The organism is Lysobacter sp. CC-YZS074 (assembly GCF_056739745.1).
The window spans coordinates 228,005-243,899 of record NZ_CP200301.1 but is presented as its reverse complement, the minus strand read 5'-3'; the positions used below and the strand labels follow the sequence as shown (position 1 = coordinate 243,899).

15 protein-coding genes are annotated in these 15,895 nt (G+C 70.8%); 9 read left to right on the top strand and 6 right to left on the bottom strand.

Features of this window, described 5'->3' with window-relative positions:
* Positions 1-13: 13 nt before the first annotated feature.
* Both U8331_RS01010 and U8331_RS01005 read right to left on the bottom strand, forming a co-directional pair.
* Complete coding sequence (locus U8331_RS01010) at positions 14-1,048, bottom strand: DUF4344 domain-containing metallopeptidase (protein ID WP_481131780.1); 1,035 nt, start codon at positions 1,046-1,048, stop codon at positions 14-16.
* A gap of 43 nt (positions 1,049-1,091) precedes the next feature.
* Positions 1,092-1,301 carry a hypothetical protein gene (locus U8331_RS01005; protein WP_481131779.1) on the bottom strand — a complete coding sequence of 70 codons (210 nt, stop codon included), beginning with the start codon at positions 1,299-1,301 and terminating at the stop codon, positions 1,092-1,094.
* Between the two features lie 114 nt (positions 1,302-1,415).
* Between U8331_RS01005 and U8331_RS01000 the strand changes: the two genes are divergently transcribed.
* From U8331_RS01000 to U8331_RS00985, 4 genes are all read left to right on the top strand, one after another.
* Positions 1,416-2,303 carry a LysR substrate-binding domain-containing protein gene (locus tag U8331_RS01000; protein ID WP_481131778.1) on the top strand — a complete coding sequence of 296 codons (888 nt, stop codon included), beginning with the start codon at positions 1,416-1,418 and terminating at the stop codon, positions 2,301-2,303.
* Between the two features lie 56 nt (positions 2,304-2,359).
* On the top strand, positions 2,360-3,238 hold the full coding sequence (locus tag U8331_RS00995; RefSeq protein ID WP_481131777.1) for a class I SAM-dependent methyltransferase: 879 nt from the start codon (positions 2,360-2,362) through the stop codon (positions 3,236-3,238).
* A gap of 172 nt (positions 3,239-3,410) precedes the next feature.
* Complete coding sequence (locus tag U8331_RS00990; RefSeq protein ID WP_481131776.1) at positions 3,411-3,944, top strand: pseudouridine synthase; 534 nt, start codon at positions 3,411-3,413, stop codon at positions 3,942-3,944.
* Between the two features lie 139 nt (positions 3,945-4,083).
* Positions 4,084-5,172 (top strand): hybrid sensor histidine kinase/response regulator, encoded by a 1,089-nt coding sequence (locus U8331_RS00985; RefSeq protein ID WP_481131775.1) that lies wholly within the window; start codon positions 4,084-4,086, stop codon positions 5,170-5,172.
* Positions 5,173-5,334: 162 nt separating this feature from the next.
* Here the strand turns inward: U8331_RS00985 and U8331_RS00980 are convergent, their stop codons facing one another.
* A complete protein-coding gene (locus tag U8331_RS00980; protein WP_481131774.1) occupies positions 5,335-5,694 on the bottom strand; it encodes a hypothetical protein in 360 nt (119 codons plus the stop codon).
* Positions 5,695-5,793: 99 nt separating this feature from the next.
* Positions 5,794-8,319: an ATP-dependent helicase HrpB gene (gene hrpB / locus U8331_RS00975; RefSeq protein WP_481131773.1), complete on the bottom strand. Its 2,526-nt coding sequence runs from the start codon at positions 8,317-8,319 to the stop codon at positions 5,794-5,796.
* Positions 8,320-8,356: 37 nt separating this feature from the next.
* Between hrpB and U8331_RS00970 the strand changes: the two genes are divergently transcribed.
* Positions 8,357-9,163: a TatD family hydrolase gene (locus U8331_RS00970; protein WP_481131772.1), complete on the top strand. Its 807-nt coding sequence runs from the start codon at positions 8,357-8,359 to the stop codon at positions 9,161-9,163.
* Positions 9,164-9,361: 198 nt separating this feature from the next.
* On the opposite strand, the gene U8331_RS00965 is transcribed toward U8331_RS00970, so the two are convergent.
* Together U8331_RS00965 and U8331_RS00960 are read right to left on the bottom strand one after the other, a co-directional pair.
* Positions 9,362-10,132, bottom strand: a complete 771-nt coding sequence (locus tag U8331_RS00965) for an ABC transporter permease (RefSeq protein ID WP_481131771.1) — start codon at positions 10,130-10,132, stop codon at positions 9,362-9,364.
* On the bottom strand, positions 10,129-11,169 hold the full coding sequence (locus U8331_RS00960) for an ABC transporter ATP-binding protein (RefSeq protein ID WP_481131770.1): 1,041 nt from the start codon (positions 11,167-11,169) through the stop codon (positions 10,129-10,131). Before U8331_RS00960 ends, U8331_RS00965 begins: the two co-directional genes overlap by 4 nt.
* Before the next feature lie 156 nt (positions 11,170-11,325).
* Here U8331_RS00960 and U8331_RS00955 point away from each other — a divergent pair, with 156 nt between their 5' ends.
* The 4 genes from U8331_RS00955 (at position 11,326) to U8331_RS00940 (ending at position 15,863) form a co-directional block, all read left to right on the top strand.
* Positions 11,326-12,117 carry a ferredoxin--NADP reductase gene (locus U8331_RS00955; protein ID WP_481131769.1) on the top strand — a complete coding sequence of 264 codons (792 nt, stop codon included), beginning with the start codon at positions 11,326-11,328 and terminating at the stop codon, positions 12,115-12,117.
* A gap of 239 nt (positions 12,118-12,356) precedes the next feature.
* Complete coding sequence (locus U8331_RS00950) at positions 12,357-13,898, top strand: alpha/beta hydrolase (protein WP_481131768.1); 1,542 nt, start codon at positions 12,357-12,359, stop codon at positions 13,896-13,898.
* Between the two features lie 22 nt (positions 13,899-13,920).
* Positions 13,921-14,667 (top strand): ABC transporter ATP-binding protein, encoded by a 747-nt coding sequence (locus U8331_RS00945; protein ID WP_481131766.1) that lies wholly within the window; start codon positions 13,921-13,923, stop codon positions 14,665-14,667.
* Entirely contained in the window at positions 14,664-15,863 is a 1,200-nt protein-coding gene (locus U8331_RS00940; protein ID WP_481131765.1) for an ABC transporter permease, read from the top strand. Before U8331_RS00945 ends, U8331_RS00940 begins: the two co-directional genes overlap by 4 nt.
* Positions 15,864-15,895 lie beyond the last annotated feature (32 nt).

Here is a 15,895-nt window from a genome sequence, read left to right as displayed (position 1 = left end):
ACTTACGTCGCTCCTACGGGGCGTCAGCGGGTGGGCCCGCGGGACGGACGACCACCGGCGGCACGCCGGTCTCGCCGCGGGTGCTTTCGCGTTGCCGCAGCCAGGCTTCGGCTTCGTCGGCATCCATCCGGTATTCGGGCGCGAGGTGCGGCGCCAGCAGGCGGACCCAGGCGTCGTTGGCGCGGCGGGCTTCGGCGGGGCAGGTTTTGGCGCGGCTTTCGGGCAGGTCGCCGCGCTCGACCATGTCGGCGAAGCGCTCGGGGTCGGAGCCGTACAGCAGGCACTGCAGGTTGAAGTAGCGCTGCAGGCCCAGCGAGTGCATGTCGGCGTAGGCCTGCATGGTCACGTCGGTTTCGGCGCCGGCCAGGAACGAGTGGCTGGCCATGCGCAGGTTCTGGGCGACTTCGCGCGGGGATTCGTTCTCGCCGCCGATGCGCTGCATCAGCGCGGTGGCGAACTGGTCGACGGCGTCCTCCTGGCGGCCGGTCACCGGCAGGTCGAGCAGGTCGATCAGGGCGTGGCCGGTCTCGTGCGAGACGATGAAGCGGATGTTGGCCCAGACGTAGCGCTCGGCCAGCTTGTCGGCCGGGATGTCGGGCAGGTCGAGTGCGCTGCCGCCCGTTTCGGCCAGCTGCTCGCCCTGGGCGTAGAGCGCGTGCAGCATCTCGTAGCACAGCACCACTTCGCGCTTGTCGGGCAGGTAGTAGGCGTCGGGCTGGCCGCAGGCGGTGGCGACGTAGGTGATCGGCGCGGGCAGCAGCAGCAGGCCGTCGAGCCAGTGGACTTCGGGCAGCTCGCGCAGCAGGTCGGCCTCGCGCACGCGCTCGGCGGTTTCGGCCAGGGCCGGGTCGCCGGTGTCGAGATAGCGGTAGGTGAAGTTGACCGGCGTGGGGCCGGTGGGCTCCACGTCGTCGGCCGGTGGCGCCGGCGCCGCGGCGGGCTCCGGTGCGGCGTCGTCCTTCTGCGCGACCCATTGGGCGTGCCCGCACGCGCCGCCGACAGCGCCCATGGCCACCAGCGCCAATCCTCCGAGAATCCTGCCCAGCATGCGTCGCCCCCCGAACGTCCGCCGCCATGGTACGGCGGTGGGGTCAGCTGCGACTGCCGACAGATCGGGCCGCTGTGGCGGAGAGCACGTCGCCGCGGACCGGGGCGGGTGCACCCGTCGTGGTCGGCCGCGGCTCATCGCGCGCGGTGGCGGGTGCGGGGCGCCCGGCGGCGGCGTGCGGTATGGCGTCGTCCACGTGCGCGGGGTCGATCCGGAAGCCGTGAAGGAACAACAGGCCCTGGTAGAGGTTCATGGCGTGCTCCTGGCGTGGCGGGATGCCTGCCTTGTTCAACGGCGCACAAGCTATGCCTGCAAAACGCCCCGGAAAAGCGATACTTGTGCAAGCCAGACTTGAGCAGGATTCAACATGAGCCGGTCACCGCTGCACCTGCTGCCGGGCTTCGTGGCGGCCGCCCGGAGCGGCAACCTGACCCGCGCGGCGGCGGCGCTGCACATCACCGTGAGCGCCCTCAGCCACCAGATCCGCGCGCTCGAGGAGCGGCTCGGGCGACGCCTGTTCGAACGCAACTCGCGCGGCGTGCGGCTGACCGCCGAGGGCGAGCGCCTGATGGCACGGGTCGGTCCGCAACTGGAGGCGCTGGAACAGGCGCTGCGCCCGCGCGGCGCGCGCGACGGCGAGGTGCTGACGATCAGCGTGCTGCCGTCGATGGCGTCGGGCTGGCTGGTGCCGCGACTGGGGCGCTTCCTCGCCGCCCATCCGCAACTGCAGCTCAACCTGCTGTCGTCCGAGCGGCTGGTCAACTTCGACAGCGACACCGAGGTCGACGCGGCGCTGCGGATGGGGGCCGGGCGCTGGCCCGGGCTGGTCGCCGAGCACCTGGTGGACGAGTCGATGGCGCCGGTCGCCAGCCCGGCGCTGATCGAGCGGCTCGGCGCCCACGCGACACACAAGTTGCACCGCTGGCCGTTGCTGGGCGAGGCCGGCAAGCGGCACTGGGCGCGCTGGTTCGAACGCCACGGCGGCCGCGAGCCGGAACGGTACGTCGCGCAGCTGGACGACCTCGAATCGCTGCACCGCGCCGCGGTCGACGGCATCGGCGTGGCGCTCGGGCGGATGGTGCGCTCGCGCACGCTGATCGACAGCGGCCAGCTGGTGGTGCTGAGTCCGCACCGGCTGCCCAGCGACTACAACCACTACCTCGTGTACCCGCCGCGTTCGGCCGACCACCCCGGCCTGCTGGCGTTCCGCGAGTGGCTGCAGGCCGAGGCGCGCGCGGCCGCCGCCGTTCGCTGAACCGGGACGCGGGTGCTGCGCTACGCTGGTGTCCCTTCGATCTCCCGGCCGCCACCATGAAACGTCTCCTGCTTGCCGCCCTGATCCCCACCGCGTTCGGCGCCTGCGCCAGCGACACCCCACCGGCCCCCGCAGCGGAGCCCGCCGCGACGGAAAACAGCAGCGTCGCCCCGCCGGTGGCACCGGACATGGCGCTCGCCGCCGTCCTGATGGGCGACTGGCGCGACCCCGCCAACGTCGCCCGCGACCAGTACCGCCATCCGGCCGGCACGCTCGGCTTCTTCGGCCTGGAGCCGGACCAGACCGTGGTCGAGATCACCCCGGGCGGCGGCTGGTATGCCGAGATCCTCGCGCCCTACCTGCGCGAGGACGGCCGCTACATCGCCGCGGTGGTCGATCCCGGCACGTTGCCGGCCGGCGGTGGGCGCGATTACCAGCAGCGCAGCCGCGACGGGCTGGAGGCGAAGTTCTCCGGCGACGCCGCGCGCTACGACCGCGCCACCGTGGTCGCCTACGACCCGGCCGCGCCGGTATTCGGTCGCGCCGGTTCGGCCGACCTGGTGCTGACCTTCCGCAACGTCCACAACTGGCGTTCCGACGGCCAGGCGGAAGGCATGTTCGACGGCTTCTTCGACGTGCTGAAGCCTGGCGGCACGCTGGGCGTGGTCGAACACCGCGCCGCGGCCGACGTGGGCGAGGACGACGGGTCCGGTTACGTCGGCCAGGCCCAGGTGATCGCCATGGCGGAGGCGGCCGGCTTCGAACTGGTCGGCGCCAGCGAGATCAACGCCAACCCGGCCGACACCAAGGACCACCCGAACGGCGTGTGGACCCTGCCGCCGGCCAACAACCACGACGATGCCGACGACGCGAAGTACCAGGCCATCGGCGAAAGCGACCGGATGACGCTGCGCTTCCGCAAGCCCGGCGCCTGACGGCCGGTCCCTACCGTTGTAGGAGCGACGTCAGTCGCGACCCACTGACCTTCGGTTGCCCGGCGATTCACGCCACTTCGCGGTCGCGCGAACGCCGGCCCCCGTTGAACGCGGCGCCACTCGGACGTCAGTGGGTCGCGACTGACGTCGCTCCTACAACACGAATCTCTCCATGCTGATCGCGTTCAACAAACCCTTCGGGGTGCTGTGCCAGTTCACCGACCGCAGCGTGCCGCCGCGGCCGACGCTGGCCGGCTTCGGCCTGCCGCCGGGCGTGTACGCGGCCGGACGGCTCGACCACGACAGCGAAGGCCTGTTGCTGCTGACCGATGACGGCGCCCTCGCCCATCGGTTGACCGACCCGCGGCACAAGCAGCCCAAGACCTACTGGGTGCAGGTGGAAGGCGAGCCGCGCCCGGACCAGCTACGGGCGCTGCGCGACGGCGTGGTGCTGCGTGACGGCCCGACCCGGCCGGCGCGGACCGAGCGGATCGACCCCCCGGCGCTGTGGCCGCGCGATCCGCCGGTGCGGTTCCGCAAGACGGTGCCGGACGCGTGGCTGGAGCTGGTCATCGGCGAGGGCCGCAATCGCCAGGTCCGGCGCATGACCGCCGCGGTCGGGCTGCCGACCCTGCGCCTGGTGCGGGTCGGGGTCGGCGATCACCGGCTCGACGGCCTGCGGCCGGGTGATTGGCGACACGACTGAGCGCACGACCGGGCGCCGCTCTGAACCGTTCATCGGGGAATCATGGAATGATTGGCCAACCGGGTCGAAGCTTGCGATTCTCCGAGGTCCCATTCAGCTTCTTCCGCCGCCCATCCGGACGGGCCACTCCAGGATCCCCATGACCCCGACCGAAACCGCGCTGGGCCGCATTCTCGTCGTCGACGACCAGGCCGCCAACTTGCGCGTGGTAAGCACCCTGCTGTCGCGCGAGGGTTACCAGGTGGTCACCGCCGGCGGCGGCGAGGAGGCGCTGGCGCGCTACGCCGAATCGATGCCGGACATGATCCTGCTCGACATGATGATGCCGGGCATGGACGGCTTCGAGGTGCTCGCCGCGCTGCGCGCGCAGGAGCCGCCGTTGCAGATCCCGGTGGTGTTCGTCACCGCCGCGCACGACCGCGACCTGCTGCTGCGCGCGTTCGATGCCGGCGTGGTCGACTACGTCACCAAGCCGTTCCTGCCCGAGGAGCTGATCGCCCGGGTCAATGCGCACATCGGCCTGAAGCTCACCCGCGACCGGCTCGAGCGTGTCGCCCGCGAACGCGAGGAGCTGGTCAACCTGGTCGCCCACGACCTCAAGAATCCGCTGTCGAGCGTGCTGTTCGCCAGCGACATCCTGCTGCAGAACGGCTGCAAGCCCGAGCGCGTCCCGCGTTACCTGCAGATGATCCACGAGAGCGCTGACGACGCGATCGGTTACATCCGCCATTACCTGGAGTCGCGCAGCGACGCCGGCGGCCACGACGAATCGGCCAGCGCGGACCTGGGCGCGGCATTGCAGTGGCTGGTGCGACGTTACGAGTTCCAGCTGGACGCGACCTGCATCCAGGTGCAGGTCTCGCTGCCGCCGGAAGGCACGCGGGTGGCGATCGACGAGCGGGTACTGCGGCAGCTCGGCGAAAACCTGGTCACCAACGCGATGAAGTACGCGCCGGACTGCGAGCTGCTGCTGGCCGGCCGCGCCGGGCCGCCGGGCTACTGGCAGATGATTGCCGCCGACCGCGGCCCCGGCATTCCACCGTCGAAGCAGCGTGAGCTGTTCAAGCCGTTCAGCCGGCTCGACCGGTCCGACGACGGCATTTCCAGCGGGCTCGGACTGTCGCTGGCCAAGCAGATCGTCGCCAACGCCGGCGGCCAGCTCTGGTACGAGGACCGCGAGGGCGGCGGCGCCTGCTTCATCGTCGAGCTGCCCGCCGCGGAAGGTTGAGGGCCGGGCTGCGGGCCCGTCGCTCGGTGCCTGGTTTTCCGGCGCTTTCCTTCCTGGCCGGCACGCCGTTGTAGGAGCGGCTTCAGCCGCGATCGGATCGTCCACTGGGGCCGACTCCACGACCGCGGCTGAAGCCGCTCCTACAGAATGCGGAGGCCGGGCTTACTCGGAACTGGGCGTGGCCGCCGCTTTGGCCGCGCGGCTGCGGCTGCGCGTGCCCGTCCTGGCGCGACGCGCCTCGACGCGCTTGGCGCTGCCGTCGATGGTGCCGTTCTCGGACTGCCGCGCCTTGCGGCGGGCGGCGTACCACAGCAGCCCCGCGCCGGCCGCGGTGGCGACCACCAGCGCCGGATGGCGACGGACGAAGAAGCCGGCCACGCGCGCACCGCCCTTGATCGCACCGAGCTTGGCACCCGCGTCCAGCCAGCGGCCGGCGTTGTCGGGCACCACGTGGCGGAGGCTGTCGCCGACGCTGCTGGCGAAGTCCAGCGCGCGGTCGGGAATCATGTCGAGTCTGCTCATCTCGGTGGTCCTGCGGTGGAATGGGCACCAGTCTCGGCAAGCGGCCGTTGAGCCCGCGTGAGCCGGAGACGCCACCGGCGCCGGTGGCTGAACGGTTCGTCAGGTGCCGCGCGGCTTGGCCCGGTGGGTCGCCTTCGCCGTCCACGGGTCGTCCGGCCATGGGTGCTTGGGGTAGCGGCCCTTCATTTCCTTTTTCACTTCCGGATAGGTGCGCTCCCAGAAGCCGCGCAGGTCGCGGGTGACCTGCAGCGGCCGCCCGCCCGGCGAGAGCAGGTGCAGGGTCAGGGGCACCCGGCCGTCGGCGATGCGCGGCGAATCGGCCAGCCCGAACAGCTCCTGCAGCTTGACCGCGAGCACCGGCGCCAGCGGCTCGTCGGCGTCCTCGTCGAAGCCGTACTGCACCGGGCGCTCCAGTCCCGACGGCACTTCGATGCGGGTCGGCGCGAGTGCGTCGATGCGCCGGCGCAGCGACCACTCGACGCCGCTTTTCAGCGCCTCGGCGAATTCAGTGTCGGTCAACGCATCGAGTCGTGCCTTGCCGGCCAGTGCCGGCTGCAGCCACTGGTCCAGGGTCGCCAGCAGGTGCGCGTCGGAAAGGTCGGGCAACCCGAGCTCCGGGCACCAGCGCTGCAGGCTGCGCACCCGCGCGCGCCACTGCCGCAGCGACCCGGTCCACGGCAGGGCGTCGATGCCGAGCTGGCGCACCGCGTCGACCAGGGCCTCGGCGTAGCGTGAGCGGTCGGGCTGGGCGATCGGCTTGCGCTCCAGCACGATCTGGTCGAAACGTCGCTCGCGCACGGCGGTGATCGCGTTGCGGATGGCGTCCCACAGCACCCGGTCCGCGGTGGTGAAGCGCTGCGACCAGTCGCGTTCGAGTCGCTGCGGGTCGAGCGGCACGGCGCGCTGGATGCGGGCGTCGCGCTGCCGCGCGTCGTCGCGCAGTTCGGTCACCAGCAGCCACGGTTCGCCGAACAGCGTGCTGTCGTCGAACAGCCGCGCGCTGCGTCCGTTGGCGAGCTGGTAGCGCAGCGGGTCGCTAGGGTGCTGGCGCGCGATGCGGTCGGGCCAGGCGTGGGCGAGCAGGTCGCCCAGGCGGTGCGGCGCCACCGACTCCGGTGCCGCGGCATCGACCCGCAGGCGCCGGCGCCACTGCTTCGCCGCCTGGTCGATCGCGGCCAGTGCGCCGCGTGACGCATCGGCGGGGACGCGGCCGCGGCGCGACGCGGCGAGCGCCTGCCAGCGGGTGGCGAACGCGTCGCTGCCACCGCGCAGCGGGTCGCGCGCCTCCACCAACGCGGCAAGGTCGCAGGCCAGCGCGCGGTCGGCCGGGGTGTCGGCCGCGAGCAGCATCGCCGCCAGGCGCGGATGGGTGCCGAGCGCGAGCATGCGGCGGCCGGACGCGGTGATCGCCCCGCCATCCAGCGCGCCGAGCCGCTGCAGCAGCTCGCGCGCGGCGGCGAGTGCACCGGGGGGTGGCGGGTCGGGGAATCGCAGTCCGGCATCGCCCCAGCCGGCCAGTTCGAGCGCGAGGCCGGCCAGTTCGACCTGCGCGATCTCCGGCCGGCGCTGCGGCTCCAGCCGCTGCGACTGCGGCCAGAGCCGGTACGCCCAGCCTTCGGCGACACGGCCGGCGCGGCCGGCGCGCTGGTCGGCCGATGCCTGCGCGATGTGGACCACGTCGAGCCGGGCGAAGCCGCTGTTGGGGTCGAACCGCGGTTCGCGCGCCAACCCGCTGTCGATCACCACCCGCACGCCGGGCAGGGTCACGCTCGACTCGGCAACGTTGGTCGCCAGCACCACGCGGCGCCGCTGGTCCGGATCGGGCTGCAGCACCCTCGCCTGCTGTTCGACCGGCAGGTCGCCGTGCAGGACGAGGAGGTCGACATCGGCCTGGTCGCCGCCCGACAGCAGCGCCGCCTGCGCGCGTTCGATCTCGCGCCGGCCCGGCAGGAACACCAGCACGTCGCCCGGGTGCGCAACGAGTGCGTGCGCGACCGCACGGCGGACGTGGTGCTCCAGCTTCTCCTCGCGCCGCCCGGGAAAGTGCGCGACCTCGACCGGGTAGCTGCGCCCGGCGCTGCTCAGTCGCGGTGCGTCGAGAAACTGCGCAAGCCGTTCGCCGTCCAGCGTGGCCGACATCACCACGATACGCAGGTCCTCGCGCAGCGACGCCTGCACGTCGAGCGCGAGCGCGAGGCCGAGGTCGCCGGCGAGGTGGCGCTCGTGGAACTCGTCGAACACGATCGCGCCGACGCCATCCGGCCCGTCGCCGCCCAGCATGGGGTCGTCCTGGATCATCCGGGTGAGGATGCCTTCGGTGACGACTTCGATGCGGGTGGCGGCGCTGGTCCGGTGGTCGAACCGGATGCGGTAGCCGACCGTCTGGCCGACCTCTTCGCCGCGCTGCGCGGCCATGAACCGCGCGGCCGCGCGTGCGGCGACGCGGCGCGGTTCGAGCATGACGATGCGCCGGCCGCGCAGCCATGCGGCATCGAGCAGCGCCGGCGGCACCTGGGTGGTCTTGCCGGCGCCGGGCGGCGCTTCCAGTACGAGGCGCGGATGGCCGGCGAGGCTGTCGCGGATCCGCGGCAGCAGGTCGTCGATGGGAAAGGTCGGGGCGCTCACCTGCGCAAGGATAGGGGTTCACCTAGAATCCGCGCCCATGGACTTGATCGACATCGGCGCCAACCTCACCCACGACTCCTTCGACCACGACCGCGACGCGGTGATGCAGCGCGCGCGCGAGGCCGGCATCGTGCAGATGGTCGTCACCGGCGCCAGCCGCGAACACTCGCCGCAGGCGCTCGCCCTCGCGCAGGCGCACCCTGGCGAGCTGTTCGCCACCGCCGGCGTCCACCCGCACCACGCCACCGAGTACACCGCCGAATGCGATGCCGAGATGCGCGCCCTGCAGGCGCATCCGGAAGTGGTGGCGGTCGGCGAATGCGGGCTCGACTACTTCCGCGATTTCTCGCCGCGGCCGGCACAGCGCCGCGCGTTCTCGATGCAACTGCAGATCGCGGCGGACACGAACAAGCCCCTGTTCCTGCACCAGCGCGACGCCCACGCCGACTTCATGTCGGTGATGCGCGAATTCGACGGCCGGATCGGCCCGGCGGTGGTGCACTGCTTCACCGGCAGCCGCGAGGAACTGTTCGACTACCTCGACCAGGACTGGCACATCGGCATCACCGGCTGGCTGTGCGACGAGCGCCGCGGCCAGCACCTGCGCGAGCTGGTGAAGAACATCCCGGCCGACCGGCTGATGATCGAAACCGATGCGCCCTACCTGCTGCCGCGCACGGTGAGGCCGGCGCCCTCGCACCGCCGCAACGAGCCGATGTACCTGGCCCACATCGTCGAGGAACTCGCGCGCGACCGCGGCGAGGCCGTCGCGGTGACGGCGGCCAACAGCACCGCCACCGCACGGGCGTTCTTCGGGCTGACGGACGCCACGGGCAGGGATTAGCGGGCTGTGCCGGCCGTGGCTACGGCTGCGTGACTGCGTCCCAGTGGCGCCCGGCCGCGATATGGCCGTCTGTAGGAGCCGCTTCCGCCGCGATCGGACAGCCGTGCGCCTGCGCCGATTGCACGATCGCGGCTGAAGCCGCTCCTACAACAGCGCCGAACGCCGACCAATGCAGTCCCGGGGAATCGCCGCGCAGCCTCAGCTGCGCAGTCCCGTGCCCCGCTTCAGCAGTACCAGCCCAAACGCGGACAGCCCCACCACGAAGCCGACCATCAGCGCGTACGCCACCCACAGCGGCACGTCGCTGACGCCGAGCAGGCCGTAGCGGAAGGCGTTGACCATGTAGAAGATCGGGTTGGCGTGGGTCATCGCCTCGGCCCAGTCCGGCAGCAGCTTGACCGAATAGAACACGCCTCCCAGGTAGGTCAGCGGGGTGAGGATGAAGGTCGGCACGATCGCGATGTCGTCGAACTTGCGCGCGTAGACCGCATTGACGAACCCGGCCAGCGCGAAGATGGTCGCGCCCAGCAGCACCGTGGTCAGCGTCACCAGCGGGTGCGGCACCTCGACATCGGTGAAGAAGGACGCGATCAGCAGCACGATGGCGCCCACCGCCAGTCCGCGGGTGACCGCGCCGGAGACGTAGCCGGTGAGGATCACCCAGTTAGGCATCGGGCTGACCAGCAGCTCCTCGACGTGGCGACCGAACTTGGCGCCGAAGAACGAGGACGCGATGTTGCCGTAGCTGTTCTGGATGATGCTCATCATCACCAGCCCCGGCACGATGAAGTCCATGTAGGCGATGCCGTCCATGGTGCCGATGCGCGAGCCGATCAGGCCGCCGAAGATCAGGAAGTACAGCGTCATGGTGATCGCCGGCGGCACCAGGGTCTGCGCCCAGATGCGCAGGATCCGGGTGATCTCGCGGCGGGTGACGGTGCCGAGGGCGACGAGGTTGGGGTGGCTCATGCGGTGGGGTGTCCTGTGGCCTGCGTGGCGGTGGCGGCGTCGGTGGCACCGCCCGCCGCCTCGTCCCCGGCGGCGACCATGCGCACGAACAGCTCTTCGAGCCGGTTGCTCTTGGTGCGCATCGAACGCACCCGGATGCCGGCGCCGTCGAGCGCGGCGAACACCCGGTTGAGGTCCATCGCGCGCGGCATGTCGATGTCGAGAGTGTGGTCGTCGCGGGCGATCACGGTGGTGCCTTCGATCTCGGGGAGGCGCGCGGGCAGCCGGCCGTCGATGTCGAGCACGAAGCCCTCGACGTCGAGCCGTGCCAGCAGGGACTTCATCGGCCCGGCGGCGACGATCGTGCCGCGGTCGATGATCGCCAGGTTGCGGCACAGGTATTCGGCTTCCTCGAGGTAGTGCGTGGTCAGGATGATCGTGGTGCCGGCGGCGTTGATCTCGCGCAGCGTCTGCCACATGCCGCGGCGGATCTCGATGTCGACGCCGGCGGTGGGTTCGTCGAGGATCAGCAGGCGCGGCCGGGTCATCATCGCGCGGGCGATCATGAGCCTTCGTTTCATGCCGCCCGAGAGCGTGCGGCTCATCATCCTCGCCTTGTCCCACAGCTGGGCGCGCCTGAGTTCCTCCTCGGCGCGCTGCAGCGCGACCTCGCGCGGGATGCCGTAGAAGCCGGCGTAGTTGACCAGGATGTCGAGCGGCTGCTCGAAGGTGTTGAAGTTGATCTCCTGCGGCACCAGGCCCATCAGCCGCATCGCGGCGTCGCGGTCGCGGGTGATGTCGGTGCCGAAGATCTCCACCGCGCCGGAGCTCAGGTTGACCAGCGAGCTGACGATGCCGATCAGGGTGCTCTTGCCGGCGCCGTTGGGGCCGAGCAGGGCGAAGAAGTCGCCCTCGGCGACATCGAGCGAGACGCCTTTCAGCGCCTCGACGCCCGGGTTGCGCGGGCCGGCGTCGTAGGTCTTGCGCAGGTCGCGGACGGAAAGCGCCGGGACCGCCCGGTCCGGCGCGGCGACGGCGGTCGCCTGGGTCTGGGTCATCGGGTGTGGGCCTTGCAACTGCGGAGGGACTTGCGGCTCGCCGCGACCGGTGTCGGGGAAGCCGCGAAACGATCCCGGTAGTATAGGCGGCCGGTCGGCCGTGGCCCGGCCACCCTCTGCACACACTGTTCCGTGGATCCTCCCGGGCAGCAGCGCATGTCCCGCATCCCGAAGGTTCCCGTGGCGATCCAGCACTTCCCCCTCAAGCTCGTTTCACGCCGCATGCTCGCGCCGAGTGTCGGCCACTACGTGTTCGTGCGCGACGATGGCCAGCCGCTGGACTTCATCCCCGGGCAGTTCATCCAGGTGCATTTCCAGTACGCCGACGGCACCGCGACCAAGCGTTCGTATTCGCTGGCGACCATCCACGACCACGCCATCGGCCCGGGCGAGGCGGTCGAGATCGCGGTCAGCTACGTGCCCGGCGGCGCGGCGACGGCGCTGTTCGAAGGACTCGACATCGGCGAGGCGGTCGATGCCAGCGGGCCGTTCGGCCGCTTCTGCCTGATGCCGGCCGATACCAACCGGCGCTACCTGCTGATCGGCACCGGCACCGGCGTGACTCCGTACCGCGCGATGCTGCCGCTGCTGGAGCAGGCGATCAACGAACGCGGCATCCAGGTGGTGCTGCTGTTCGGCGCGCGCACGCCGGCGGAGCTGCTGTACGGCGACGAGTTCCGCGCGTTCGCCGACCGGCATCCGGACCACTTCCGCTTCGTCCCGTGCTTCTCCCGCGAGTTGCCGGCCAAGGGCTCGCCGCAGGACCACGCCGACGTGCGTCATGGCTACGTGCAGCAGTTCCTGCCCGAGTTCGCGCCCGACGCGGCCGGGGACATCGCCTACCTGTGCGGCAACCCGAACATGGTCGACGCCTGCTTCGAGGCGCTCAAGGAAGGCGGGCTGGAGATCAAGCAGATCCGTCGCGAGAAGTACGTCAGCAGCAAGTAGCAGCGACGTCGTCAGTGGCGACCCACTGACCTTACGCGCCACTCAACGTGCCCCCGTCGGGCGATTCTTGTTGCCCCGGCTTCCGGTGCCGCGAGGATCCGATGGCCGGTCGGTCGCGACTCATGCCGCGCCTGCATCGGCGGGATCCCCGCCGGTTGCCCGCACGACCTTTGTCACATCCGGCCCGACGCGGCCGTCTGTCATCCTGAGGCGATTGGCCTTTGGACCAGAGGGGATCCATGCACACCACCCGACTCCTGCCTGCCGTGCTCGCGGCATCGATGGCAGCCATCCTGCTGGGCGGCTGTGCGCCGGCGGGCGACAGTGCCCCGGCCGGCAACGCCGTCGCCGAGGGCTCGCGCTACTTCGGCGATATCGCTTTCCAGTCCTGCTCGCTAGAGAGCGCCGTCGGCGGCGAACCCGTCGAGGCCCAATGCGGAACGCTGGAGGTCGCCGAAAATCCCGCCGCGCCCAACGGCCGTCGCATCCGCCTCAACATCGCCTGGTTGCCCGCCAACGGCGGCAATGGCGGTGGTGCCCCCGACCCGGTGTTCTTCCTAGCCGGGGGACCGGGTCAGGCGGCCACCGAGCACGCCGGCTCGGTCGAGCGGATGCTCGCGGAGGTCGGCCGCCAGCGCGACATCGTCCTGATCGACCAGCGCGGCACCGGCGGCTCCAACCCGCTGGAGTGCCGCGACGCCCAAGGGGAGCCGATGCAGCTCGACACCGAGTTGTACGACTCGCCGGAACAGATCACCGCGTTCGCGCGCGAGTGCGCTGCCAGCATGGCCGATCGTGCCGACCCGGGCTTCTACACCACCACCGACGCGGTGCGGGACCTGGAAACGGTGCGCAAGGCGCTGGGTGTCGGGCAGGTCAACCTGTTCGGCGTGTCCTATGGCACCCGGGTCGCCCAGCAGTACGCCATCGCACATCCGGACCGCGTGCGCACCATCGTGCTCGACGGCGTCGCGCCCAACAGCCTGGTGGTCGGCGGCGAGTTCGCGCAGACGCTGGAGGACGCGCTGGCGTTGCAGTCGGCCAAGTGCCGGGAGCTGCCCACCTGCGCCCGGCGCTACCCGGTCGACATGCGCGAGCAGTTGCGCACGGTGATGGCGCAGCTCGAGGCCGCTCCGGTCGAGGTCGACTACCGCCACCCGCGCACCGGCGCGCTCGAGCACGACACCGTCACTGCCGATGCCGTCGGCGCGCTGGCCTTCATGTTCTCGTACGCACCGCAGACCGCATCGCTGCTGCCGCTGGTGATCGACGAGGCGGCGCACGGCCGCTACGCCCCGCTGATGTCGCTGGTGGAGATGAACGCCCTGCAGATGGAGGGCCAGATGTCCCGCGGCATGCAGTGGTCGGTGATCTGCGCCGAGGACGCCGGGCGCTGGCAGCGCGGCGGCGATGACACCGACACGCTGATGGGCGACGGGGTCGCCGAAGGCCTGTTCGCCGCGTGCCCGGCCTGGCCACACGGCACCGCACCCGAAGGCTTCCACCAGCCGTTCGCGTCCGAGCTGCCGGTGCTGCTGCTGTCGGGCGAGCTCGACCCGGTCACCCCGCCGCGCTTTGGCGAACAGGTGGTCGAACACCTGCCCAACGGCCGCCACCTGGTGCTGGAGGGACAGGGCCACAACGTGTCGTGGATCGGCTGCGCGCCCAAGCTGGTCGGCCAGTTCATCGAGAGCGCCGACGCGGCGTCGCTCGATGCTTCCTGCCTGGACTCGCTGGGCTACGTGCCGCCGTTCGTCACCTTCAACGGCTGGGCGCCGTGAGCCACTACGGGGAACCGACCACATGATTACCGCAGACAACCTGCACAAGGCGTTCAAGACCAGGACCGGCACGGTCAAGGCCGTCGACGGCGTGACCTTCGAGGCGCGCGACGGCGAGATCACCGGCCTGCTCGGCCCCAACGGCGCCGGCAAGACCACCACCCTGCGCATGCTCTACACGCTGATGAAGCCCGACAGCGGCTCGGTCGGCGTGGACGGCATCGATGCCGCCGCCGATCCGGCCGCGGTGCGCCGCGTACTCGGCGTGCTGCCGGATGCGCGCGGCGTCTACAAGCGCCTGACCGCGCGCGAGAACATCGCCTACTTCGGCGAGCTGCATGGCATGTCGAAGGCGGAAGTCGCCGCGCGCACGACGGCACTGTCGAAGGCGCTGGACATGGACGGCATTCTCGACCGCCAGACCGAAGGCTTCTCGCAGGGACAGCGCACCAAGACCGCCATCGCCCGGGCGCTGGTCCACGACCCGCGCAACGTGATCCTGGACGAACCGACCAACGGCCTGGACGTGATGACCACGCGTGCGATGCGCGGCTTCCTGCAACACCTGAAATCCGAGGGTCGCTGCGTGATCTTCTCCAGCCACATCATGCAGGAGGTCGCCGCGCTGTGTGACCGCATCGTCATCATCGCCAAGGGCCAGGTGGTCGCGTCCGGCACCGCCGACGAGCTGCGCGCGCGCTTCGGCGAGGACAACCTGGAAGACGCCTTCGTCAAGGCGATCGGCACCGACGAGGGACTGCACGCATGAGCCGCACACAACGCAACAACGCCTTCGCCCAGCTGTGGTCGGTCGCGGTCAAGGAGCTGCGCGACTTCGCCCGTGACCGCCGCACGCTGGCGCTGACCCTGCTGCTGGGACCGGTGCTGTATCCGGCGCTCATGCTCGGCATGGGCACCATGGCCGAGAGCCGCGCCAAGACCCAGCTCGACGAGCGCCTGGAGGTGCCGGTACTCGGCGCCGAACGGGCACCGAACCTGGTCACCTTCCTCGCCGGCCATGGCATCGACCGGGCCGAAGCGCCGGCCGATGTCGACGCGGCGGTGCGTGCCCAGGACATCGATGTCGCGCTGGCGATCGACGAGGACTTCGCCGAGGACTGGCATGCCGGCCGCCCGGCCGGCGTGGAGGTGATCCACGACAGCACCCGCCGCAATGCCGAGATCCCGGTCAAGCGCCTGCGCGGCGCGCTGCAGGCCTACAGCCAGCAGGTCGGTGCGCTACGCCTGTACGCCCGCGGCATCGATGCCTCGATCACCGCACCGGTGGCGGTCGGCGCCCGCGACCTCGCCACGCCGGAAGCCAAGCGCGGGGTGCTGCTGTCGATGCTGCTGCCGTACCTGCTGATCCTGATGTCGTTCCTGGGCGGTGCGTACCTGATCATGGACGCGACCGCGGGCGAGCGGGAACGGCAGTCGCTGGAGCCGCTGCTGGCCACGCCCGCTTCGCGCGGGGCGATCGTCAGCGGCAAGATGATCGCCGCCTGCCTGGTCGGCATCACCTCGCTGCTGCTCACCCTGCTCGCGTTCAAGCTCAGCGCGCAGTTCGCCAGCGGCATGGCGCAGATGCTGGACGTGCGTTTCGCCGCGATCGCCAAGCTGCTGCTGATCCTGCTGCCGATGCTGTTCATCGGCACCACGCTGCTGAGCTTCCTGTCGGCGGCGTCCAAGAGCATGAAGGAGGCGCAGAGCCACATGACCTGGCTGATGCTGCTGCCAATGCTGCCGATCATGCTGCTGGCGGTGAACCCGCTGAAGTACGAGCCGTGGCAGTTCGCGGTGCCGTTCCTGGCCCAGAACCAGATGATCCAGAAAGTGATCCGCGCCGAGCCGATCGACGCCCAGACGTGGGTGATCTACCTGGCGGCGGGCTTCGGGCTGGCAGCGATGCTGTGGTTCGCGGCGGTGCGTCGCTACCACCAGGAGAAGCTGGCGATCTCCGGATGAGCCGCGGAATCGGGAAATGAAAAAGCCCGGCG

Excerpts from the sequence above, each read along its gene's own strand:
- U8331_RS01005 (WP_481131779.1), bottom strand. The coding sequence starts at position 1,301 with ATGAACCTCTACCAGGGCCTGTTGTTCCTTCACGGCTTCCGGATCGAC.
- U8331_RS00985 (WP_481131775.1), top strand. The coding sequence starts at position 4,084 with ATGACCCCGACCGAAACCGCGCTGGGCCGCATTCTCGTCGTCGACGAC.
- U8331_RS00950 (WP_481131768.1), top strand. The coding sequence starts at position 12,357 with ATGCACACCACCCGACTCCTGCCTGCCGTGCTCGCGGCATCGATGGCA.
- U8331_RS00960 (WP_481131770.1), bottom strand. The coding sequence starts at position 11,169 with ATGACCCAGACCCAGGCGACCGCCGTCGCCGCGCCGGACCGGGCGGTC.
- U8331_RS01010 (WP_481131780.1), bottom strand. The coding sequence starts at position 1,048 with ATGCTGGGCAGGATTCTCGGAGGATTGGCGCTGGTGGCCATGGGCGCT.
- U8331_RS00940 (WP_481131765.1), top strand. The coding sequence starts at position 14,664 with ATGAGCCGCACACAACGCAACAACGCCTTCGCCCAGCTGTGGTCGGTC.
- U8331_RS00945 (WP_481131766.1), top strand. The coding sequence starts at position 13,921 with ATGATTACCGCAGACAACCTGCACAAGGCGTTCAAGACCAGGACCGGC.
- U8331_RS00970 (WP_481131772.1), top strand. The coding sequence starts at position 8,357 with ATGGACTTGATCGACATCGGCGCCAACCTCACCCACGACTCCTTCGAC.
- U8331_RS01000 (WP_481131778.1), top strand. The coding sequence starts at position 1,416 with ATGAGCCGGTCACCGCTGCACCTGCTGCCGGGCTTCGTGGCGGCCGCC.
- U8331_RS00980 (WP_481131774.1), bottom strand. The coding sequence starts at position 5,694 with ATGAGCAGACTCGACATGATTCCCGACCGCGCGCTGGACTTCGCCAGC.
- U8331_RS00955 (WP_481131769.1), top strand. The coding sequence starts at position 11,326 with ATGTCCCGCATCCCGAAGGTTCCCGTGGCGATCCAGCACTTCCCCCTC.
- U8331_RS00990 (WP_481131776.1), top strand. The coding sequence starts at position 3,411 with ATGCTGATCGCGTTCAACAAACCCTTCGGGGTGCTGTGCCAGTTCACC.
- U8331_RS00965 (WP_481131771.1), bottom strand. The coding sequence starts at position 10,132 with ATGAGCCACCCCAACCTCGTCGCCCTCGGCACCGTCACCCGCCGCGAG.
- U8331_RS00995 (WP_481131777.1), top strand. The coding sequence starts at position 2,360 with ATGAAACGTCTCCTGCTTGCCGCCCTGATCCCCACCGCGTTCGGCGCC.